Source organism: Streptomyces sp. SAS_272 (genome assembly GCF_052543235.1).
The window spans coordinates 1-21641 of the sequence record NZ_JBMNDR010000017.1 but is presented as its reverse complement, the minus strand read 5'-3'; the positions used below and the strand labels follow the sequence as shown (position 1 = coordinate 21641).

Annotated in this window: 15 protein-coding genes; 5 read left to right on the top strand and 10 right to left on the bottom strand. The window is 73.7% G+C overall.

What is annotated here, in order from left to right; genetic code table 11:
- Positions 1-73: 73 nt before the first annotated feature.
- The 5 genes from ACN6LD_RS13065 to ACN6LD_RS13045 all read right to left on the bottom strand — a co-directional run bounded on the left by ACN6LD_RS13065 (position 74) and on the right by ACN6LD_RS13045 (position 8156).
- On the bottom strand, positions 74-1261 hold the full coding sequence (locus ACN6LD_RS13065) for an AAA family ATPase (RefSeq protein ID WP_445043266.1): 1188 nt from the start codon (positions 1259-1261) through the stop codon (positions 74-76).
- Between the two features lie 35 nt (positions 1262-1296).
- Complete coding sequence (locus ACN6LD_RS13060) at positions 1297-6306, bottom strand: hypothetical protein (RefSeq protein WP_445043230.1); 5010 nt, start codon at positions 6304-6306, stop codon at positions 1297-1299.
- On the bottom strand, positions 6303-7157 hold the full coding sequence (locus ACN6LD_RS13055; RefSeq protein WP_319196222.1) for a DUF4132 domain-containing protein: 855 nt from the start codon (positions 7155-7157) through the stop codon (positions 6303-6305). Before ACN6LD_RS13055 ends, ACN6LD_RS13060 begins: the two co-directional genes overlap by 4 nt.
- 121 nt (positions 7158-7278) lie before the next feature.
- The gene (locus tag ACN6LD_RS13050; protein WP_319196224.1) at positions 7279-7668 is read right to left on the bottom strand and encodes a cold-shock protein; all 390 of its coding nucleotides are present in this window, start codon (positions 7666-7668) and stop codon (positions 7279-7281) included.
- Positions 7669-7769: 101 nt separating this feature from the next.
- On the bottom strand, positions 7770-8156 hold the full coding sequence (locus ACN6LD_RS13045) for a DUF5997 family protein (protein WP_319196226.1): 387 nt from the start codon (positions 8154-8156) through the stop codon (positions 7770-7772).
- Positions 8157-8227: 71 nt separating this feature from the next.
- Between ACN6LD_RS13045 and ACN6LD_RS13040 the strand changes: the two genes are divergently transcribed.
- A complete protein-coding gene (locus ACN6LD_RS13040) occupies positions 8228-9049 on the top strand; it encodes a LysR family substrate-binding domain-containing protein (RefSeq protein WP_445043229.1) in 822 nt (273 codons plus the stop codon).
- Positions 9050-9175: 126 nt separating this feature from the next.
- On the opposite strand, the gene ACN6LD_RS13035 is transcribed toward ACN6LD_RS13040, so the two are convergent.
- Complete coding sequence (locus tag ACN6LD_RS13035; RefSeq protein WP_057582582.1) at positions 9176-9652, bottom strand: Lrp/AsnC family transcriptional regulator; 477 nt, start codon at positions 9650-9652, stop codon at positions 9176-9178.
- A 332-nt stretch (positions 9653-9984) separates the two neighbouring features.
- On the opposite strand from ACN6LD_RS13035, the gene ACN6LD_RS13030 reads away from it, so the two are divergent.
- Together ACN6LD_RS13030 and ACN6LD_RS13025 are read left to right on the top strand one after the other, a co-directional pair.
- Positions 9985-11493: an FUSC family protein gene (locus ACN6LD_RS13030; protein WP_319196230.1), complete on the top strand. Its 1509-nt coding sequence runs from the start codon at positions 9985-9987 to the stop codon at positions 11491-11493.
- A gap of 195 nt (positions 11494-11688) precedes the next feature.
- Entirely contained in the window at positions 11689-12735 is a 1047-nt protein-coding gene (locus ACN6LD_RS13025; protein WP_445043228.1) for a lactonase family protein, read from the top strand.
- Between the two features lie 222 nt (positions 12736-12957).
- Here ACN6LD_RS13025 and ACN6LD_RS13020 read toward each other — a convergent pair whose 3' ends face one another.
- Together ACN6LD_RS13020 and ACN6LD_RS13015 are read right to left on the bottom strand one after the other, a co-directional pair.
- A complete protein-coding gene (locus ACN6LD_RS13020) occupies positions 12958-13881 on the bottom strand; it encodes a sirohydrochlorin chelatase (protein ID WP_319194931.1) in 924 nt (307 codons plus the stop codon).
- Positions 13882-14069: 188 nt separating this feature from the next.
- Positions 14070-15095, bottom strand: coding sequence for an N-acetylglucosamine kinase (locus ACN6LD_RS13015; protein WP_445043227.1), 1026 nt, complete (start codon positions 15093-15095; stop codon positions 14070-14072).
- 275 nt (positions 15096-15370) lie between these two features.
- Between ACN6LD_RS13015 and ACN6LD_RS13010 the strand changes: the two genes are divergently transcribed.
- Positions 15371-16048, top strand: coding sequence for a uracil-DNA glycosylase (locus ACN6LD_RS13010; RefSeq protein WP_319198395.1), 678 nt, complete (start codon positions 15371-15373; stop codon positions 16046-16048).
- Between the two features lie 157 nt (positions 16049-16205).
- Here ACN6LD_RS13010 and ACN6LD_RS13005 read toward each other — a convergent pair whose 3' ends face one another.
- Together ACN6LD_RS13005 and ACN6LD_RS13000 are read right to left on the bottom strand one after the other, a co-directional pair.
- The gene (locus tag ACN6LD_RS13005) at positions 16206-17228 is read right to left on the bottom strand and encodes a LacI family DNA-binding transcriptional regulator (RefSeq protein ID WP_319198393.1); all 1023 of its coding nucleotides are present in this window, start codon (positions 17226-17228) and stop codon (positions 16206-16208) included.
- Between the two features lie 393 nt (positions 17229-17621).
- The gene (locus ACN6LD_RS13000) at positions 17622-18758 is read right to left on the bottom strand and encodes a GH12 family glycosyl hydrolase domain-containing protein (protein ID WP_445043226.1); all 1137 of its coding nucleotides are present in this window, start codon (positions 18756-18758) and stop codon (positions 17622-17624) included.
- 1009 nt (positions 18759-19767) lie between these two features.
- Between ACN6LD_RS13000 and ACN6LD_RS12995 the strand changes: the two genes are divergently transcribed.
- A complete protein-coding gene (locus ACN6LD_RS12995) occupies positions 19768-21552 on the top strand; it encodes a glycoside hydrolase family 6 protein (RefSeq protein WP_445043225.1) in 1785 nt (594 codons plus the stop codon).
- The last annotated feature ends 89 nt before the right edge of the window (positions 21553-21641 follow it).

The following is a 21641-nucleotide window of genomic DNA, read 5'->3' as shown; positions in this document are numbered from 1 at the left end:
TCCGGGAGGTCCGCGGGGTCCGGGAGGTCTGCGGGGACCGGGAGGTCCGCGGTGGGGTGGAGGGGCACGGTCGTCAGCCCTCCAGGACCGTGCGCAGGTCCCACAGGGTGCGCCAGGTGGCCGACCCCTGCTCGGCCCGGCGTCGGACGGGCCCGTCCCAGTAGCCCCGCAGCCGGGCCGCGTCGGCGGGGTCGTCCTTGCGCACCACGCCCAGCAGATGGCCCGGCAGCAGGCCCAGCACGTCGCGGTCCCCGGGGAAGTAGGCTGCGGCGAGGGCCAGCGCACCCGCGACGGAAACCGCCTCCGCGGTGCTCATCACGGTGGACGGCCGCTCCACCTCCCAGCCCTCCGCCGACCGCCCCTCCCGCAGGTCGCGGAAGGCGGTGACCAGCGCCTCCAGCACCGCGTCGTCGACCTGGAAGGGCGCGCCCGCCCGCTCCACCGAGGCTCGCGCCTGGCTGCGCACCAGCGCGGTCTCCGCGTCGAGGTCCGGAATCGGGCCGACCGTCTCGAAGTTGAAGCGGCGCTTGAGGGCCGCCGACATCTCCGACACGCCCTTGTCCCGCAGGTTGGCGGTGGCGATGAGGTTGAAGCCGGGCACGGCATGGGCCAGCGCGTCGCCGGTGCCCGCCAGTTCGGGAACGGCCATGCGCCGCTCGGACAACAGGGAGACCAGCGAGTCCTGCACCTCGGGCAGGCACCGCGTGACCTCCTCGACGCGCGCGATGGCCCCCCGGGACATGGCGGTCAGCACCGGCGACGGCACCAGCGCCTGCCTGCTCGGTCCCTGCGCCAGCAACAGGGCGTAGTTCCAGCCGTACTTGAGCTGGTCCTCCGTCGTGCCCGCCGTGCCCTGCACGACCAAACCGCTGGTGCCGCACACGGCGGAGGACAGCAGCTCGGACAGCATCGACTTGGCGGTGCCCGGCTCACCGACGAGCAGCAGCCCGCGCTCGCCGGCGAGCGTCACCACGCATCGTTCGACCAGCGCACGGTCGCCGACGAACTTGCCCTCCACCGTCATCCGGCGCGGCGCCCCGTCGGGGGTCTCCGCGTCGTCCGGGAGCTTCAGGGCACGCCCGGCGCTGCCCATGACGAACGTGACCACCGCACGCGGGGTGAGCCGCCAGGCGGGCGGCCGCGGCCCGTCGTCGTACGCGGCGAGGAAGGCCAGCTCGGCGGCGTACCGGTCCTCGGGCGGGACGACCTGGCGGACGGGGCCGGCGGACGGGGCGGGGGAGGACGGGGCGGTGACGGTCATCGGCTCGCGCTCTTCCAGGGGGGACGGGACGGTGGTCATCGGCGGCGGCCCTTGCGGGTGGCGCGGGTGGTGAGCTCCTCGTAGGCCGGGGCGTCGCCGGAGCGGACGCGTTCCCACGCGCGAGCGAACAGCTCGGGCACCGGCGCCAGCGGTACGGCCCGCCCGTAGGCGGGAATCGGGTAGAGACCCTTCTTCCACAGCTCCACCGGCAGCGCGGGGGACTTGAGGTCCAGCCAGCCGCAGGGCAGGAACAACGTGCGCCCGGCGCGCGCCCGCTTGGCCTCGACGACCAGGCCGCTCGCCGCGAGTTCGGCGCGGGCCCTCTTCGTCCGGGCCGGCTTCCAGCCGGTCCAGCGGACGCAGTTGCGATCCGTGGGGTCCGGCAGTGCCAGCAGCTGGAGGTAGAGCGCCGCCGCGTCCTCGCCCAGCCCGTGGTGTGTCGCGACCTCGGCGACCAGCCCGGGCACGACGAGGATCGGATCCTGGGCGTACCCGGCAGCCCCCGCGGGGTCGGCGCCGGCCGTGACCGCGCGGGTGAGCTCCTCGTCGAGGAGGGTCCGCAGCGCCCGCATGCCGTGCCCCCGGCCCTCGCCGACGAGCCCCTCCATCAGGCCGAACACCGGGTCCTCGGGGGTGCGCAGCGCGCCCGACCTGACCAGCACGGTCTCCCTCTCGCCGTACCACGGGCGCAGCACCAGCGCCTCGCTCGCGTGCGTCAGACCGTGCGCGTCGGCGCCGCCCACGGCGGGCAGCCCGTACGCCTTGCGCAGTTCGGCGGCGGCCGAGGAGCCCGTGTCCGTCCATGCGACGTCCAGGTCGAGCAGCAGCTCCGGATCGGCGAAGCGGCGGCGCAGCGCGGCGAGAGCCCCCGGCAGGAGCGCCCGCAGCGGATGCCCGTAGGGCAGCGAGTAGGCGAGGCCGGCCAGCGCGGCCACGGCGCGGGTCAGCTCGCCGCGGCCGGGCAGCGCCGCCGGGTCCTCCGCGACGAGGTTGCCGTCCTTGTCCGGCCGCTGGACGGTGGTGCGGCTGATCCAGGGGGTGCGCCCCGGGTTGAGGACCTCCTCGACGGAGCCGGTGGGCAGTCCGGCGAGCGAGAGCTCCCCGGCGAGGTCCTCCGGCAGCCGGACGACTCCGCCGAGCCGCTCGGCCCACTCCCGGCCGGCCGCCTGGGTGTCCGGTCCGGCCGTCCACAGGTCGCCGGGGTTCACCGGCAGCAGCGCGCCGACCAGCGTCAGCCGGTCAGTGGCCCCGACCGAGGACAACAGGGCGTCGCCGAGCTCCTTCTGACGCGGCTTCAGGCCGGTCGCGGCGATCACCTCCGCCGTCAGCTGCGCCGGCCGGGCGGCGATCAGCAGAGCCGCCTGCATCGGCCCCAGCCCCCCGCCCGTCGCATCGGCGAGCGCGTCGGGCGCCCCGGGCTGCCAGGGCGCCGGGCCCTTGTCCCGGACGAGTGCGGTGACCGCGCTCAACGCCCCGGCGGGGAACGCCGCCGGGTGCGCGTTCTCCTGCGTCAGGGTGAAGTGGGCGATGGCGCCGAAGGCGCCGGCCGGGTCGTGGTCCAGGGCGAGCCAGTGCACCCGTCCGGCCTGCCGGTCGATGCTCTGACAGCCGAGCACGACGACGGTGCGGCCGTCCCGGCGCAGCACCTGCCCGACCCGCTCCTGCTTCTCGTGCGGCTCGCTCAGCACGACCTCGCGCAGGGACCCGACCGTGGTGGCGAGCGGCCCGTCCGCCACCGCCTCGCAGAGCAGGAGCAGCGCCTCGCGGTGCGGCTCGGTCACCGTCGGCGAGGCGGCACGGTAGGCGAGCGGGCGCAGCACGTCCAGCAACGGCGTCCAGATCAGGCCGATGCCGGGAACGGTGAACTCGTCGCTGCGCCACCCGTCGGCGGCGCCCGTGGACCGGGCGGACTCGCGCAGCGGTGTGCCGTCGGCGGGGTTCCCGGACAGCACGTGGTTGAGGGAGCGGATCTGGCGCAGAGCGCTCCAGCGCACCTCGCTGCCCCACCAGCCGTGCGTGTGGGCGAGGCCCGCCGCGGCCTCGCGCAGTGTGTGGTCGTCGCCGTGCTCGGGCGCCAGGTCGGCGTACATGCCGAGGACGCGTCGGCTCTGCGCCTTCGGCCGGTCGGCCGGCGGCGCCGTGCACGAGGCGGTCGACTCCGCGAGTCGCAGCACCGCGCGTACCAGCGCGGCGACGCCCGTGACGATCCCGGGGTCGTCGAGCGAGGGCAGGCCGGCCGACACGACCTGCCGAAGGACCTCGTCGGCGGACGGGACGACGGCCCGGGCGTCCGTGGTTCCGTCGACCGCCCCGGCCGCCGCCAGCGTCTCCCGCCGTTGCGCCAGCGCCTCGGTCGCGGCCCGTACCAGGCCGGCCGCCTGCTCGTCGGTCAGCGCGCGCAGCACGGCCGACGCGGCCTCGTCGCGCGGACGCAGCGCGTGCCAGAAGTCGACCGGCGGGACGAACCGGGTGCCGGCGGCGAACTCGCTGCCGCGCTCCATCGGCGTCACCCGGCCGAGTTCGCCTGCCGCCGACGCATCGGCACCCGCGTACAGGGCGATCTGCCGGTGCAGGCCGACGGCCACCGGCTCGGCGCCGCCCGGCAGGCGCAGCGCGCCGAGCAGCTCGCCGGGCGCCCGGCCGTCGGCCCAGGGGAGGGTGACGGTCCGGCCGTCCGGCGTGCCGGCGACCGTGCGCGCCTCGGCGCCCTCGCCCTCGGTGCGCACCCAGCGTCCGAGCACCGTGCCGTCCGTGCCGAACGGGCTCTGCTCCAGGCCCGGTCGGAGCGGCAGGACCTGGCACTGCTCCTGACGCAGGGTCGCGTCGTCCCGGATGCCGGACTGCAGGAACGCGGGCAGCGAGGCACGCCCGTGCGTGCCGGTGGCCGGGTCGTACTCGAGCCACACCTGCCGGCGGCCCTCCCTGCCCTGGCGCCACAGGGAGACACCGTCGCCGAGGACACGCCGGCCCGCCGGCAGGACCGTGTCGCCCGCGTGCAGGGTGCGCCCGCCGGTGGCCCGGCCGCCGCCCGGCAGCGGGATCGACGGGGCGCCCGCGTCGGAGCCGCCGTACCAGTAGTGGGGGATCTGTTCGCCGCCGAGCGGGAACACGTCGGCCGGGCGGGCGGACCAGTACCCGAACTGCTTGCCGTCCTGCCGCCACATCACCAGCAGTTCGCCGTCCGTGTAGCGGAACGCCGGGCGCTGCCAGCGGTCGGGCTCCACCGGCAACCGCAGGTCGTGCTCCAGCAGGATCTCCTGCGGGCCGACGACGAACACCTTGTGCTCGCGGGAGACGATCAGCGCGGGCCACGCCTCGTGGACGGTCATCGGGTTTTCCTGGTTGCGGCCGGGCCTTGTCTCGGCGTCGAGCCGGCGCAGCGCCTCGTCGAGCGCGGGCCAGCCCAGTTCGTCGAGGATGCCGGCGCGCAGCGTGTGCCCGAGCAGCGGGGCGACCTTGTGGGCGGCGACCGCGGCCACCGCCGCCGGGCTCACCCGGGCGGCCACCGCCCGGAAGGGGCGCAGGCGTTCCAGGGCGGCCCGCGCGGCGGGCAGGCCGACCGCGGCCGTCAGTTCCCCGGCGGCGTCCTCCAGCCACTCGCGCAGGACGTCGCCGAGCACGGGGTGCGCGGCCAGACCGTCCAGCACTCCGTCGGCGAGCCGGTGGTCCTTGACGGTGCCGATGTCGGCGTACAGCAGACGCCGCAAGCGGGGGTCGGCCGCCATCGCCGTCAGGTCGCGCCGCCCGGGACCGGGCCTGCCGATCCAGCCGTCCAGGGAGAGGAAGACGACCTCGTCCGGGCCGGGCAGCGTCAGCGGCACGCCGTGCGCCGCGCACAGGTCCAGCAGGTCCACGTCGGCGCCGGACCGCCAGCGCCCCGTGCACAGGTCCACGGGACGGCCCTGCTCGCGCAGGTGCGGCGCCATCCGCTCGACGAGGGCGAGGGTCGCCGGGGAGCGGTCGCCGACGTTCCCGCCGTGCTTGCGGTGCAGCGCCCACCGGCCGAGCCAGTCCGCGGCGTCCACTGCGGCCGCCTCCTCGCCGGTGAGGAGCCGGTCGGCCCCGCACTCCACGAGCAGCGCCAGCCAGAACTCGTCGTCCTCGACCGAGCGGCCAAGACCGGCCGGCATGATCTCCAGCAGGCGCCCGCGCACCTCGGGCCGCTGCCCGGCGAGGACGGCGAGCGTCGGGCGGTAGGCGTTCCAGAAGGACGCGGGGGCGCGGACCGCCGCGGGCGACGCGAGCAGGTCGGCGACCAGGGCGCACTCCTCGCCCACCCGGTCGTGACCTGCGGCCTTGATCAGTTGGCGCGCGTCCTGCGGCAGCGAGGCGTAGGGCGGCATGCCGGCCGCGCAGCGCTCCACGGTCAACTGCCGGAACTGCGCCCAGGCCGTGGCCGGATCGAGTCGTGCGGCGAGCGCCTTGACGTGCTCCTTGAGCGCTTTGACGGTCAGCGCCCCGGCGAAGGCGAACTCGAGGAACACGGCCCGCTGCCGCTCCTCGTCGACCGTCAGCGCGTGTACCCGCTCCGCCTCGCGGGCCTTGCCGAAGAACGCGGAGGCGTACGTCGTGTTCTCGTACTGCAGGAAGACGCGGGCCGCCTGCTCGTAGAAGGTGGGCAGGAAGTGCGGCACGGCCCGGCCGAGCCGGCCGCCGAGCTCCTCGAAGCCGTCCTTGGCGGTCCCGGGACGGGACTTGGCCTGCCGGGCGAGCCGCTCGACGTCCTTGACCAGCGCCAGTGCGTGGTGACCGTTCGCGGGGTCGTTGACCAGCGCCCAGGCGGGGAAGCCGAGCGTCTCCCGGCGCACCTGACCGACCTCGGGCGTCTCCGCCCGGCGGATCAGCCCGAGGAAGTCCAGAGCCAGATCCTCGGCGTCGCCGAGGGTGTCCGGCACGAGCCGCACGACCGTGCGGTCTTCCAGAGCGGGATGGGTGTACGAGCGGACCGTGAGGGTGTCGGCGTCCTCCCGGCCCGTGCTGCCCGGGGGCAGTACGGCGCCGGCGTCGAGCAGCGCGGCCGCGGTGGCCTCGTCGTAGGTCGTCATGCCGCCCGCTCCTCGTCCTCGACGTCGCGGCCCGCGTACAGCGCGGCCGCCATCCGCATGCCCTCCGACCAGGCCACCGGCCCGACCTGACCGAGTTTCAGCACCCGGCCGGCGGAGTCGGTGAACACGAGCGGGCCGGTCTCCGCCTCCTCGTAGCCCTCGTAGTCGCCGACCCACACCCGGGCCTCGACGGTCCGGCCGTCCTCCAGCACGGAACAGACGGCGTGACCGCCGCGCACGCGGTAGCCGAGCTGGGTGACCCGGCCGTGCAGGAACCGCTGCTCCTTGAAGGCGCCACCCGCGTACTCCTCGACGGCCGTGTCCTGCGCGTCGAGCGCGGCGGGCCGCTTCCACACCTCGCGGAAGAGTTGCTGGGCGCGCTGCTCGACGCCGAGTTCGACGGCGAACTCCCGCAGCTCCTCGAGGTCGTCGAGGAGCACGGGGTGGGGGAGCCGGACCAGGTCGGGGACGATGCGCACGGTGTCGCCGTCGAGGTCGACCAGGCCGAGGCCGCGCTCCATGTCGGCGTCCCGCAGGAACCCGGCGACCTCGCCGTCGGCCCCGGTGACGACCAGGTCGCGCAGGGCGGACTGCCAGGCGGGGTCGGGCCACACCCGCGCGACGACCGCGAACGGCACCGGGAGCGAACGCACCATCCACCGCTCGACGTCGGTCAGGCACCGGCGTTCGTGCCGTTCCAGCCACTCGGTGAGCTGGCGCAGCCCCACCACCGCCGGATCGTCGGCGATCTTCGGCGGCACGGACTTCAAGCGCCGTCCGGCCGCGTTGCGGCACACCACCTTGCCGTCCTCGAGGGCGACTTCGTAGTCGCCGGCCGACACCCACCCCATGTGTGCCTCCCGCACCCGCTGTGATCAAGTGACGGGAACTGTAGAGGAGGCCACTGACAACGGGCCGGGACGGGCGTCGGCCTGGCGAAAGAGCCCGCGAGGGTGCGTGCGGGCGGTCGGGTCAGCCCTCGACCCAGCCGTGGTTCTTGGCGAACTGCGCCAGCCCGGTCCGCACCTGCACGATCTGCTCGCCGGTGAGCGAGGGCGCCGCCGTGAGCAGGGCCTCGGTCACGTCCCGCACGAACTCCTCCGTGCTGAGGACATCGCACAGGACGTCGTCGTCGGCGGTGAGGGGCTTGCCGTCCTCGCCCCGCGCGAGCCGCACCCCGGACGCCTTGGGGCCGCGTTCGCCCTCCTCGATCTCGAACTCCACCACGATGCCCCGGCGCACCTGGGACTCGGGCATCAGCATGTCGTTGACGTGCAGGAAGACATCCTCACCGCCGTCATCGGGAGCGATGAACCCGTAACCCCGCTGGCTGTCGAAGCGCACCACACGACCAGCAACCATCCCAACCCCCAGCAACCTCGAACACCCACGTCGGTGAACCTGCCCGCATGGTAGTCAAAGCGACGGCGCGGGGGCGAGGCCCGGTGACGAGAAGAGCGGCGTCAGTCCTCGGCCCGCTCGGCGTCACGCTGCTTGAGGCGCGCGGTCTCCTTGCGGACCTCGGCCTGCGTGGCGCGCTCCTTCTCCAGCCACTCCGGCTTCGCTTCCTTCAGCGCGTCGATCTGCTCGGAGGTCAGTGCCTCCGTCACCCCGCCCCGGGCCAGGCCCGCGATGGACACGCCCAGCTTGGCCGCGACAACCGGACGCGGGTGCGGACCGCTCTCGCGCAGCTTCACCAGCCACTCGGGCGGGTTCGCCTGCAGCTCGTTCAGCTCGGTGCGCGAGACATCGCCCTCCTGGAACTCGGCGGGCGTGGCGGGGAGGTACACACCCAGTTTCTTCGCCGCGGTGGCGGCCTTCATCGTCTGGGTGCTCTGCTGCGACTTCATGCGGTCCAGGGTATCGGCCGCCGACGAGAGCGCCGACCACGGCCGGTGACCACAGCCGGTAGCCTGGCGGGATGACCGACTCGGCGGACTCCCCCTCATTCCAGCTCGCGTACGTCCCCGGAGTGACGCCCGCCAAGTGGGTGCGGATCTGGCAGGAACGCCTGCCCGACGTCCCTCTCACCCTCCTCCAGGTCGCCGCAGCCGAGGCCTCCGACGCCCTGCGCGAGGGCGTCGCCGACGCGGCCCTGGTGCGCCTTCCCGTCGACCGGACGGTGCTCAGCGCGATCCCCCTCTACACGGAGACGACCGTCGTCGTGGTCCCCAAGGACCATGTGATCACCGCCGCCGAGGAGATCACCCTCGACGACCTCGCCGACGAGGTGGTCGTGCATCCCCTCGACGACGTCCTCGGCTGGGACCGGCCGCCCGGCGAGCCGGCGTTCGAACGCCCCGCGACCACCGAGGACGCGATCGAGCTGGTCGCGGCCGACATCGGCGTCCTGGTCGTGCCGCAGTCCCTGGCCCGCCTGCACCACCGCCGTGACCTGACCTACCGCACGGTCGTCGACGCCCCGGGGTCGGAGGTCGCGCTCGCCTGGCCCGAGGACGCCACCACCGACCTGGTCGAGGACTTCATCGGGATCGTCCGCGGCCGCACGGTCAACAGCACCCGCGGGCGCGCCCAGCCGACCCCGGCACAGGAGCGGCAGCCGCGCAAGCCGCAGCCGGGGGGCGCACCCCGCAAGACCGGCGGCGGAGCCGGCGGAGCCCGGGGCCGCAGCGGCGGCGCGAAGGCCGGAGGCGGCGCCAGGAGCGGCGGCGGCACGAAGGGCGGCAGCACCAAGGGCGGCGCGGGCCGGCGCGGCGCCGGCAAGCCCCGCCGCCGGTCCTAGAGCGCCCGGGCCCGGCCGGCGCAGCAGGGTCGCACCACGCGCCGTCCGGATCGCGGCGTCGCGTCGGGGCGGCGGGCAGGAAGCGTGCGGTCGCGTCGGTGACCGCACGGGCACGGCGGAGACGGGCTACCGCGCGGCCGTCCGCCCGATCGACTGCACCAACGGCAGAAGCCGGTGCGGCACGCGTTCGCGGAGTGCCACCTCGGTACGGGTGCGGACCACCCCGGGCAGGCTGATCAGCTTCTGGATCACGTCCTCGAGGTGCGCGTTGTCCCGCGCGACGACCCGGGTGATCAGGTCGCCGCCGCCGGTGATCGAGAAGGCCTCGACGATCTCGGGCACGGCGGCCAGCGCGTCGCCCACGTCGTCGAGGTGGCCCTGGGTGACCTCGATGTGCACGAACGCGAGGACCGGGTGGCCCAGTGCGGCGGCGGAGAGGGTCGGTCCCGTGCCGGTGATCACGCCGTCCCGCTCCAGCCGGTCGAGGCGGGCCTGCAGCGTGCCGCGGGCGACGCCGAGCAGGCGGGCGTACTCCCGCACGCTGGTCCGCGGCTGTTCGATGAGCAGCCGCAGTATGCGGGTGTCCAGCTCGTCCACGGCCATGTGGTCGCCCGGTCCCTTCGTGCGCACACCGATCAGCGACGACAGTACCAACGGCCCGGCGGACCGCGACCCGGCGGCTCGGGACGGCCGTGCCGTACCCGGCGGCCGGGGCGGGCGGCTGAACCGTGTGGCCTGACGAGTGGACCGTTGGCCCGGTCGGCGGCCACGGCGGAGTCGGCACGACTGTGCCATTGGCGCAGTGCCCCGGTCGCCGGTTGAACCAGTCGGCCCTCCGGTGTTGAGATGACCCCGTCGATGGCGCTGCGGACTCCCGCGGCGCCTTTTCCGTGCGTCGGTTTCGGCGTGTTTGGGTGGGGAAAGGGCGGGGCAGCTTGCTGAAGAGGGCATTCGCGGCGCCGGATCCGGGGCGGGTACGACTGCGGTTCGCCTCCCGGGCCGTGCTCGGCGTCGGACTCGCCGTCGCCCTGTGCGGAGCGGCCGGGCACACGCTGACGGCGGCCGTCACGGGAGGGCTGGCCGCGCTGCTGGCCCTGTTCACGGTGACCGACCCGACCGTGCGCGGTCAGGCCGTGACGACGGCCCTGCTGCCCGTCGTGGGACTGCCGGTGCTCACCCTCGCGGCTTTCCTGCACGACCTCCCAGTCGCCCGTGACCTGGCCTTCCTCGCCGTCGTGGGCGCCGGGGCCTACGCGCGCCGGTGGGGCCCGCGCGGACACGCGCTCGGGGTGTTCGCCTTCATGACCTACTTCGCCGCGCAGTTCCTCCACACGGTCCCCGCCCGGCTGCCGGAGCTCTGCGCGGCCGTGCTGCTGTCACTGGCCGCGTCGTCCGCGGTGCGGTTCGGGGCGTGGTGCTACGAGCGGCGCTCGCCCGCTCCGCCGGCCGTCGCTCCGTCGGCCGGCGGCCGCGGGCTCGCGCGCGTCACGACCCGGCAGGCCGTCCAGGCGACCGTGGGCGCCGCGCTCGCCCTGTTCGTCGGGCAGGCGCTCTCCGACCAGCGGTGGTACTGGGCCGTGGGCGCGACCTGGTGGGTGTTCGTGAACACCGCCTCGCGCGGGGAGACGCTGGTGCGGGGGTTCCGGCGGTTCCTCGGGACCGTCCTCGGGATCGCTCTGGGACTCGTGGTGGCCGTACCGCTGCACGGGGAGCCCGTGGCGTCGGCCCTGGTCGTCGGCGTCGGCGTCTTCGGGATCTTCTACACGGCCGCCGTCTCCTACACGTGGATGATGCTGTCCGTCACGGTCATGGCCAGTGCGCTGTACGGGCTGCTGGGCCTGCTCGACCCGGCGCTGCTCGCCCTGCGGGCGGCCGAGACGGCGGTGGGCGCGCTGGGCGCCGTCCTGGCCGTACTGCTGGTGCTCCCGGTGACCACGCACTCCGTCACCGAGGCGTGGGTGGAGCGCGCGCTGCGCTGCGTGCACGCCTGCACGGCCGAGGCGGCCGCGCGGCTCGCGGGTGCGGCGACCGCGGACCCGTCCCGGCGCGTGGCCGAACTCGAACAGATCCTGGCCCGCGTCCGGATGTCGCTGGCGCCGCTCGTGCATCCGCTCAGCCCCCTGCGCGGCCGCAAGGCCCGGGCCCGGCACGTGCTCGCGCTCCTCGACGACTGCGCCCGCGAGGTGCGCGGGCTCGCCGCGGTCGCCGCGGACCCGCAGGCCTCGCACGACGCCCGGCTCGTCGCCGCGTGCCGGCGGGTAGGGGCCGCGGTCGAGGCGCTCACCGTCCCGGCTGCCGCCGGCCGTCGCCCCGCGGCGACCGGCGGCGCCCCGTCCGCAGCGCCGGCCGAGCCGGTCCTGGCCCACCTGCACGCCCTGGAACGCGCGCTCCTCGAACTCGCCGTGCCCCTGCGGCGCACCGACCACGTCCCGGCCGGCGCCTGACACGCGCGAGCTCACGGCGTCTGCGGTGCACGCCGGCGCAGCACCGGAGGCTGCGACGGGCGGGCCCCGCGACGGCGGACGGTGGGCCGTGCCGAGCAATCCTGGTCTAGACCGCTGGTGATCGACTGCTACCGTCGCCTCCGAGCGGCAGCGTCAGCAGCGACAGCGACAGCGGCGACCCGGGAGGCGGCAGCGGTGGCAGACCTCGGCGGAAGACGACGGCGGGCGTTCATCGGCTCGTTCACTGCGGCGGGAGGGTCCGGCATCGTGGTCGCCGACGTGGACCGGACGAGCGGCGCCCTGACCCTGGTGAGCAGCGTGAACGGCGTCCCGGACCCCTCCTACCTGGCCCTGTCGCCCACCGGGGAGACGCTGTACGCGGTCAGCGAGACGGCGGACGGCGCGGTGGCCGCGTACCGCGTGACGGGCGACGTGCCCGAACAGGCCGGGCCGCCGGTGCCGGTCGGCGGCAGCGGACCCACCCACCTCAGCGTGTTCGACGGGCACGTCCTGACCGCCAACTACGGCTCCGGGAGCGTCACCGCCGTCCCGGTCCGGGCCGACGGCACTCTCGCCCGCGTCGCCTCCGGCATCCTGCGCCACACCGGCTCGGGGCCGCACACGCGGCGCCAGAAGGGCCCGCACGCCCATCATGTCCAGCCCGACCCGAGCGGCCGGTGGGCGGTCAGCGTGGACCTCGGCACGGACTCGCTGCGGGTCTGCACGCTGCGGGACGGCGCGCCCGTACTGCACCGGGAGCACGCCCTGCGCCCCGGGTCGGGGCCACGCCACCTCGCCTTCCACCCGGCGGGCCGGCACGCCTACGTCGTCAACGAACTCACGCCGACGATCACCGTATGCCGCTGGGACGCGGCGGACGGCTCCCTCAAGCCGCTGGCCGAGGCTGCCGTGCTGCCCGGCGCGCCGGCCGGCGACGCCTACCCCTCGGGACTCGTCGTCTCGCCCGACGGCCGCTTCGTGTGGGCCGCCACCCGCGGTGAGGACGTGCTCTCGGTGTTCGCCGTCGAAGACGAGGGCGAGGTGCTGCGCCTCGTCGGGACGGTGCCCTGTCACGGGCGGTGGCCGCGGGCCGTCGCCCTCGCGGACGCCGGAGACTTCCTCTACGTCGCCAACGAGCGCTCCGGCGACGTCACCTGGTTCACCCTGGACCCGACGACCGGCCTGCCCCGCCGCGCGGGCTCCGTCGCGGTCCCCGCCGCGTCCTGCGTGGTCCTCGGCTGACCGGCCCTCCAGTGCCCGGTCCTCCAGTGCCCCGGTCCTGCGCTGCCCCGGTCGGCGCAGGTGAGTGGGGCAGCTGCCCAGAGCCTTCTTCAGCCGGGGCCGCTGGTAAGCCCCGCCTGCCCGGGACCGGTCGTCCGGTCCGCCCGCGGAGCGTGACGCGAAGGGCCCCCTCCCGGATGGGAGAGGGCCCTTCGTCGGCGTCCTGAGGTGGTGCCGGTCGGCTCAGCGGACGGGCGCACCCTGCTGCTGCGGCTGTGCGATGCCGAGAGCCGTCGTGTACTTGGCCAGCGCGAGCTTGCCGATGGCCGGGTAGGGGCCGAGCGCGTCGGCGGCGGGGCAGCCCGCCTCCTTGGCCGCCTCCTCGATCAGCGTGCCGTCGATCTCCGGACCGATCAGGTACGGCGCCAGCGCCAGCTGCTGGGAGCCGGAGGAGCGCAGCTGCTCGGCGACGGACGCGATGGAACCCTCCTGGTCGAGCGCGGCGGCCATCACCGGGACGGCCAGACGCGCGGCGAGCAGCATGCCGGTGATGCCGGCGGCCTGCACGGCCTCCTCGCCGCCCACAGAGGCGAGGATGATGCCGTCCGCGGCCGTCGCCACGGTGAACAGCCGGGCGCGGTCGGCGCGGGCCAGGCCCGCCTCGGACAGCCGCACGTGCAGCGCCTCGGCGAGCAGCGGGTGCGGGCCGAGCACATCGGTCAGCTCGGCCGCGATCCGGCTCTCCATGACGGCCTGGCGGACCTGGCGCAGCAGGGCGCTGTCCGGACCGGCCAGCAGCGGGACGACCACCGCGACCGGGCCGTCGGGCTCCTTGACGTCCAGACCGGCGGCACGGGCCTGCTCGAAGCGGGCGGTGCGCTCCTCGGCCGCGTACGTCAGCACGGACTGCACGGTGGGGAACTCGGCGTTGTCCCCGTCGAGGTAGCCGATGCGCGCGTCGAGGCCGGGGAGCTCGGAGCGGGCGATGCTCACGACCTCCTCGGCGAGACCGCGGGTGGCGACGCTCGGCGTGCCCGGCACCGCGAGGACGAGCGCGGGCGCGCCCTCGGGAGCCGCCAGCGGCTCGGGTCGGCGGTGCCGCCCGGGCTGGCGAGGTCGCGGCATTCGTACTGGCAGGCCGGACGCGGGCCCAGTGGGGGAGCTCATGGCGACGCATGTTACTGGCTTCCTGGGCTCCCCTGTTCGGGGAGGGTGCACGTGAGCGGTATCCGTCCGGTTTTGTCTGATGAGTTACGTACGGATCAGAAGTGATCAGCGTGTTTTCCAGGCGACTTGCCCTCGAAGGGTGTAATCCCCCTTTTGGGGCATGACGTACGTTCCCTACGCGCAATGCATTACACGGGCGGCAACACCGAGAGCAGTGTCTCCTCATGCGGCAACCCCGGGGCCCCCGTCGCCAGGTCGACGGCGATACGCACGGCGCCGTCCAGCGGATCGCCCTCGGCCGGCGTTCGCAGGGCGTGCGGCAGCCGTGTCGCCAGTTCGTCCTCCAGAGGGACGAGGAGGGGGTCGCCCAGGGCGAACAGGCCCCCGGTGAGTGCGATTCGGGGCGCACCCCCCGACGGGCAGACGGCGGCGGCCGATTCCGCGATGTGCCGGGCCGCCGCGTGCAGGATGCCGCCCGCCACCGGGTCGTCCTGCGCACACTCGGCCACCGACGGCGCGAACGAGGCGAGGACTGCAGGCCGGTCCGGGCGCGGGTACAACTGCCCGGGCAGCCCGGCCGTCGGGCCGAACCGTTCCTCGGCGCGCGCCAGCAGGGCCGAGGAACCGCCGGGGCGTCCGTCGCGGGCACGCAGCGCGGCCTCCAGACCGGCCCGGCCGATCCAGGCGCCGCTCCCGCAGTCGCCCAGCAGATGCCCCCAGCCGTCCGCCCGCCGCCAGGCCGTCAGATCCATGCCGACCGCGATCAGACCGGTGCCCGCGGCCACCACCGCTCCCGGGCGCGTCCCGAGCGCCCCGGCGTAGGCGGTGACGGCGTCGGCGGCCAGCGCGGTCGTGCGGACGCCGAACTCCCTCGCCAGGGCGGACGGGAGCTCGGCGCGCAGCGCGTCGCCCAGGGTGGCGAGGCCCGCCGCGCCGATGGCCGCCGTCGTCGGCGGCGGGGCACCGGTCTCCGCCGCCAACGCCCTGACCAGCGGCACCAGTTGTTCCATCAGATGCACCGCATCGATGCCCCGCGCCCCGGTGCGCACGGGCACCGGGGACGAACGCCGGCCCAGAGCGCCGCGGCCCGCAGAGCCCAGAGCGACCCGCAGTCCCGAACCGCCCGAATCCACGGCGAGGATGCCCGTACCGGCGGCTCCGGCGTCGGCGGCGTCCGAGCGGAAGGCCGCGGTCGCCCGGCCGGCGTAGGTCACGGCAGACCCCGGACCGAGGGCTGCCCCTCGGGCCGGACCGGCACGGTCGTCGGCATGCTCTCGGTCGATGTCGATGCTCCTTCCCGGGAGAGCGGCCGCGCGATCTGCTGGAGGGGCTGGAGGGGCTGGAGGGGCTGGAGGGGCTGGAGGGGCTGGAGCGGCTGGAGGGCTGGACGGCCTCGGCGAGGGGAGGGCCGGCGCCGGGGGCGGCGTCCGCGGGTGAGGGGTTCTGTGTCCGTGCGGGGGCGGGTCGTGTGCCAGTAGGGTGACGCATTGTGGCACCACGACCTCTGCATGAACTTGTTGAAGCGGGCTGGGCGAAGGCTCTTGAACCCGCGGCCGAACGCATCGCGGCCATGGGGGACTTCCTGCGGGCCGAGATAGCGGCCGGGCGCACCTATCTGCCGTCCGGGGCGAACGTCCTGCGGGCCTTCCAGCAGCCTTTCGACGACGTCCGCGTCCTGATCGTCGGCCAGGATCCCTACCCGACGCCGGGGATGGCGATCGGGTTGAGCTTCGCGGTCTCGCCGGAAGTGCGGTCGTTGCCGGGGAGCCTCGAGAACATCTTCCGCGAACTGCACTCCGACCTCGAGCTGCCCAGGCCGTCGAACGGCGATTTGACACCCTGGACCGAGCAGGGTGTGCTGCTGCTCAACCGGGCGTTGACGACAGCTCCACGCAAACCGGCGGCGCACCGCGGCAAGGGCTGGGAAGAGGTCACCGAGCAGGCGATCAGGGCGTTGGCCGGGCGCGGAAAGCCGCTGGTGTCCATCCTGTGGGGGCGCGACGCCCGCAATCTGCGACCACTGCTGGGCGATCTTCCGGCGATCGAGTCCGCTCACCCCTCCCCGATGTCCGCGGACCGCGGCTTCTTCGGCTCTCGACCGTTCAGCAGGGCCAACGACCTGCTGCTGCGGCAGGGTGCCCAGCCCGTGGACTGGAGACTGCCGTAGGCCGCCTGCCACCGGGGTGAAGGTCGATTGGGAGCGCTCCCGAATCGCCGGCGCCCCGGTGCGGCCTTCGGGCGCCCCGTGCCGGGGCGCGCGGGCGTGTGCAGGGACTCGGGCCTGCGGGCCGTACGCCGTCGGCGGGCGGCCGCTTCGGGCCTCGTCAGGCTGAATCGCGGACCACCAGCTCCGTCCGCAGGATGACATGGCGGTAGGCCACCGACGGCTCCTCCATGTCCTCCAGCAGGAGCCGGATCATGGCCCGGCCCATCTCCTCCAGCGGCTGACGCACCGTGGTCAGGCGTGGCGTGGTGCGCTCAGCCAGCGGAAAGTCGTCGAAACCGATCACCGCGACGTCCTCCGGTACGCGCCGCCCCGCGTCTCGGAGCGCTCTCAGCGCGCCGGCGGCCGTGGTGTCCGACGCGGCGAGGACGCCGTCGATCTCCGGATGCTGTTCGAGCAGGCGGGCCATGGCGCGACGCCCGCTGTCCTCCGTGAAGTCGCTCTCGGCGACCAGGGAAGGGTCGCTGCTCAGGCCGGCCAGCGCCAGAGCATCCCGGTAGCCGCGCAGTCGGCACTGGGCGACGTACATGTCCAGCGGGCCCGTCACGGTGGCGATCGCCGTGCGGCCCTGTGACAGCAGGTGGGAGACGGCACTGCGCGCACCGCCCACGTTGTCCGCGTCCACGTAGCTGACGTACTCGTCGCCCGAGCGGCGTCCCAGCATCACGGTCGGCAGCCGTGCCTCGGCGAGCATGTCCGGCAGCCGGTCTCCCGCGTGCACGGACATCAGCAGGACCCCGTCGACCCGGCCGCCGCGCGCGTACTCCAGGAAGCGCTGCCGCTCGTCGTCCGATCGGACCAGGGTCAGCATCAGCTGCATGCCGGTGTCCGTCAGCGCGTCGCCGAGCGAACGGACGATCTCCGAGAAGAAGGGCTCTGCGAACACCCGCCAGTCGGGCTCCGTCAGAACGAGAGCGACGGCGTCGGTTCGCCGCCCGGCCAGAGAGCGGGCCGCGAGATTGGGGACGTACCCCAGTTCCGCGATGGCCTGCTGTACGGAGCGGCGCGTCGAGTCCTTGACGCCGGCCGCGTTGTTGATGACGCGGGAGACCGTGCCCCGCCCCACCCCGGCGTGAGCGGCCACCTCTTCCAGCGTCGGCGTGTCGGGCCGTCGCCTGCCCATGACCACCTCCCCCAAGAGATCACCGATCTTACGGGCCGACGGAACCGGGCACACGGCTTCCGTGTATGCCCCGTGCATTGTCGGCCATGACGGCGTCTGGTTCGGGTGGTTCGTGAGCGATTGCGTTGCGGGCTCGTCGCCGGCTCGGGGCTTTCAAGGCTCCGGCGTCCGGCGTCCGGCGTCCGGGGGAGGGGGAGAGGGGAGAGGGCGGGACCCGCACCGTCGGCGCGGAGGCCGGACGGGCGGGTCCCGGGTGGGCGGACACCGAGGCGTCATGTCTCGGGTCCGGTGCGTGGTCGGAGGTCTGAGGCCGGCGGTTGATCGGCCGACCGCGGACCGCCGACCGCCGACCTTCGACCTTCGACAGAGGTCGGGCGAGCCGTTGCGAAGGCGTCAGGCGATGGCGCAGGCAGTCCCGTTGAGACTGAAGGCAGCCGGCTTGACGAAGCCGCCGCCGTAGGAGGCCTGGAAACCGAACGACACCTGGCCGCCCGGCGCGATGTTCGCGTTGTGCGCCACGTTGGTGGCCGTCACCGCTCCCGAGGACGGCGAGATGCCGGCGTTCCACGCGTTGCTGATCTGTTGTCCGCTGGGCAGCGTGAAGGCGAGATTCCAGCCGTTCACCGGGGAGGAACCCGTGTTGGCCACGGTGACGTCGGCGGTGAAGCCGCCCTGCCACACACTCGTGCTGTAGGCGACCCTGCACGCCGCGGGACCGCTGGGACCGCCCGGGCCGCCGGGGGTGCCGCCGCCGAGGTTGACGGTCGAGGAGAACGACGTGACCGCCAGCCCCGCGCCGTTCTGCCAGGGCTCGAAGCCGGCCTGAATGCTCGTCAGATACCAGTCGTTCTGGGCGAGTCCGCGGGAGACGGCGTTCCGGGCGAAGTCCATCACGTCGAAGCTCCAGCTGTCGATCGCCGACGGCGCGACGAAGGACAGGACGTCGTTGGTGCCGTTGTTGCCGGACCACACCTGCCACTGGCGTCCGGCGACCGTGGCGGAGCCCACCGGAGATCCCACCGGCTGCACCGCCCCCACGCGGTTGAACCAGATCATGATCTCGGTACGGCTCACGCCGTCGGTGCGGGGTGTCGGGTCCAGCCAGATGTCGTAGGCGGCGTCATAGGCCGCACCGCTCACATAGCTGTAGGAGATGCCGGTGGGAGCGTCGGAGATGGAGTTGAGCCGGGCGGGGAGGTTCGTGCCGGGCGAACAGTTGGTGTAGTGGCAGCCGTTGTACACGGACGGGTAGGACTTCGGGGCGCCGTTCGTGGGGACGGAGCCGTCGGCCTGGGCGATCCTGAAGCCCGAGTCCGTGACCGTGATGCACTGCGGCGCACTCGTGCCCCAGCGGTTGTTCTGTACGACGTATCGGCCCTTGATGGTGGTGGAGCCGAAGGTCTCGCAGATCGTCGTGTCGGCGTGGGCCGCCGAAGCGCCGGTGAGAAGTGCGGCCAGCGCGGCGAGCGAGGTGAGCAGCGCACCGAACAGGGCGCGCACCCTGCGGGCTTGGAGCGGTGACGGTTGCATGAGGGTCCTCCGCGACGGGTGTGGGGGCCGGACCAGGAGTGCCCCCACGATTGGGAGCGCTCCCATCCGTACTCCGCTGGGACTGTAGGAGAGGATCATGCCCCTGACAAGTGGCGGGGCATGGGTGTTGTCTCGGGTGATCAGGGGGCGGGGGCCGCCGAGCGGTCCGTGTGACTGGCTGCGTGGCGCGTGTGTCAGGGGCTCGGAGTGGGCGGTGTGCGCGACGGTCGTGCCGGCGTCGTCGCTGTGATGCGGTCACCGCTGCGGGCCACACCCCGCCGGCGGTTCTGGGTTGCGTCCGGGATCCATGAACTGGTTCCTCTTGCGGCTTGCGGCTTGCGGCTTGCGGCTTGCGGCTTGCGGCTTGCGGCTTGCGGCTTGCGGCTCAGGGAAGGGACAAGTCCTGTTCAGTGGGAGCGCTCCCATAATGGGGATGCGGGTAGCGGAGGTCAAGAAGCTTGAAGAAGTGAATGGACAAAACGGTTCCGTTCAAAGAAAGTTGAACGCACCCCTGTTGCAACCGCGCCGTTCGGCGCTAACTTCCATCGCACCAGTGGGAGCGGTTCCAAACAGTCACGCGCCGATCACGGCGCGCCGAGCTGCGAGGAGTCGCTCATGCGACACCCCCCACCATCACGCCACTCAGCCGCCGCAGGCGCAGACGCGCTCGTCGTCATGCCGGCTGTCCCGATGACTCCGCCGCAGGGAACCACACGCCCTTGCGCGGCGGAGCACATCGTCGCCGGTCAGGGGCCCGACGGCTGCCAAGGACCGGCGGGCGACACCAACCGTTCTGCTGAGCAGAACACTCGGCGGATCACGTCCCGACTGGTCGTCGACGACCGCGACCGGCCCCGTCCGGGCCGGCACTGAAACGCCGGACGCTCCATGACCCGTTCCCGGTCTCCGCCCATGGCGCTGCGCCTACGTCGTGGGGCACGAAGCCGCGTGATCGCCTGCGCGCGCTCATCCAGTGGAGAAATCCCCGAAGCAGAAGGAACCCATTCTCATGAGTCGCACCAACATCTCGTTGCTCGCCGCTTTGGCGCTGTTGACCGGAGCCTCAGGGGTTGCGCTCCTCACGGCGCCGGCCGGGGCCGCCGCCTCAGTACCCTGCACGGTGGACTACAAGGTGCAGAACCAGTGGGACACCGGCTTCACCGCCGCCGTCACGATCACCAACAACGGTGCCGCCAAGTCGGGTTGGTCGGTGAAGTGGTCGTATGCCGGCAACCAGAGGATCAGTAACGGCTGGAACGCGAAGGTCACCCAGAACGGGACCGGCGTCACCGCCGCCAACGAGAGTTACAACGGAGCGCTCGGCACCGGCGGTTCCGTCAGCTTCGGCTTCCAGGCCGCCTACAGCGGCACCAACGCCATTCCGGCCACCTTCAGTCTCGACGGCGTGACCTGCAACGTCGACGACGGAAGCGGACCGGGTGGAGGCACCGGAGGCGACACGGGCGGAGGCACGGGCGGCGGTACCGGAGGCGGTGACACCGGCGGAGGCACCGGAGGCGACGACGGCGGTGGCACGGACGGCCGCGTCGCCAATCCCTATGTCGGGGCGAAGGGTTATGTGAATCCCGAGTGGTCGGCCAAGGCCGCCGCCGAGCCGGGCGGCAGCCGCATCGCCGACCAGCCCACCGCCGTCTGGCTCGACCGCATGGCCGCGATCAACGGTGTCGCCGGCGGCATGGGCCTGCGCGCCCACCTGGACGAGGCGCTGAAGCAGAAGGGCTCCGGCGAAATCGTCGTCCAGCTGGTCATCTACGACCTGCCGGGCCGTGACTGTGCCGCTCTCGCCTCCAACGGCGAACTCGGACCGAACGACCTCGCCACGTACAAGAGTCAGTACATCGACCCGATCGCCGCGATTCTGGCCGACCCGAAGTACACGGGCCTGCGGATCGCCACGGTCATCGAACCCGACTCGCTGCCCAACCTGGTCACCAACGCCGGCGGAACCCCCACCACCACCGACGCCTGCGTGACCATGAAGGGCAACGGCAACTACGAGAAGGGCGTCTCCTACGCCCTCGACAAGCTCGGCGCCCTCGCGAACGTCTACAACTACATCGACGCCGGCCACCACGGCTGGCTCGGGTGGGACAGCAACCTCGCCCCGTCGGTGCAGGAGTTCGCCAGGGTCGCCACGACCAACGGCGCGAGCGTGCACGACGTGGCCGGGTTCATCGTCAACACCGCCAACTACAGCCCGGTCAAGGAGCCCAACCTCAAGGTCACCGACACGGTGAACGGTCAGACCGTGCGCCAGTCGAAGTGGGTCGACTGGAACCAGTACGTGGACGAACAGTCGTTTGCGCTGGGACTGCGGGACAAGCTGGTCGCCGCCGGGTTCGACTCCGGCCTCGGCATGCTGATCGATACCTCGCGCAACGGCTGGGGCGGCTCCGCCCGGCCCACCGGCCCCGGCCCGATGACCTCCGTGGACGACTTCGTCGACGGCAGCCGGATCGACCGGCGCCTGCACGCCGGCAACTGGTGCAACCAGAGCGGCGCGGGACTCGGGCAGCGGCCCACCGCGGCTCCGGCAGCCGGCGTCGACGCCTACGTGTGGGTGAAGCCGCCGGGGGAGTCCGACGGCAACAGCGCGGCCGTCCCCAACGACGAGGGCAAGGGCTTCGACCGCATGTGCGACCCGACCTACGGCGGTAACGCGCGCAACGGCAACAACCCCACGGGGGCGCTGCCGAACTCGCCGCTCGCCGGACACTGGTTCTCCGCGCAGTTCCGGCAGCTGATGCAGAACGCCTACCCGCCGCTGCCGTAACCCTCCGACCCCCTGCCCTCTGCCCCCTACCCCCTGACCCCCTGACGCGGTGAGCGTCCGCCGGGCCCGGCCTCGCTGAGGGGCCGGGC

Bases quoted from the DNA above. Each gene is read 5' to 3' on its own strand.
- ACN6LD_RS13050 (WP_319196224.1), bottom strand. From the start codon at position 7,668: ATGGTTGCTGGTCGTGTGGTGCGCTTCGACAGCCAGCGGGGTTACGGG.
- ACN6LD_RS13055 (WP_319196222.1), bottom strand. From the start codon at position 7,157: ATGGGGTGGGTGTCGGCCGGCGACTACGAAGTCGCCCTCGAGGACGGC.
- ACN6LD_RS13065 (WP_445043266.1), bottom strand. From the start codon at position 1,261: ATGACCGTCACCGCCCCGTCCTCCCCCGCCCCGTCCGCCGGCCCCGTC.
- ACN6LD_RS13035 (WP_057582582.1), bottom strand. From the start codon at position 9,652: ATGGCCGTGGACGAGCTGGACACCCGCATACTGCGGCTGCTCATCGAA.
- ACN6LD_RS13020 (WP_319194931.1), bottom strand. From the start codon at position 13,881: ATGAGCTCCCCCACTGGGCCCGCGTCCGGCCTGCCAGTACGAATGCCG.
- ACN6LD_RS12995 (WP_445043225.1), top strand. From the start codon at position 19,768: ATGAGTCGCACCAACATCTCGTTGCTCGCCGCTTTGGCGCTGTTGACC.
- ACN6LD_RS13060 (WP_445043230.1), bottom strand. From the start codon at position 6,306: ATGACGACCTACGACGAGGCCACCGCGGCCGCGCTGCTCGACGCCGGC.
- ACN6LD_RS13040 (WP_445043229.1), top strand. From the start codon at position 8,228: ATGACCGACTCGGCGGACTCCCCCTCATTCCAGCTCGCGTACGTCCCC.
- ACN6LD_RS13045 (WP_319196226.1), bottom strand. From the start codon at position 8,156: ATGAAGTCGCAGCAGAGCACCCAGACGATGAAGGCCGCCACCGCGGCG.
- ACN6LD_RS13005 (WP_319198393.1), bottom strand. From the start codon at position 17,228: ATGGGCAGGCGACGGCCCGACACGCCGACGCTGGAAGAGGTGGCCGCT.
- ACN6LD_RS13000 (WP_445043226.1), bottom strand. From the start codon at position 18,758: ATGCAACCGTCACCGCTCCAAGCCCGCAGGGTGCGCGCCCTGTTCGGT.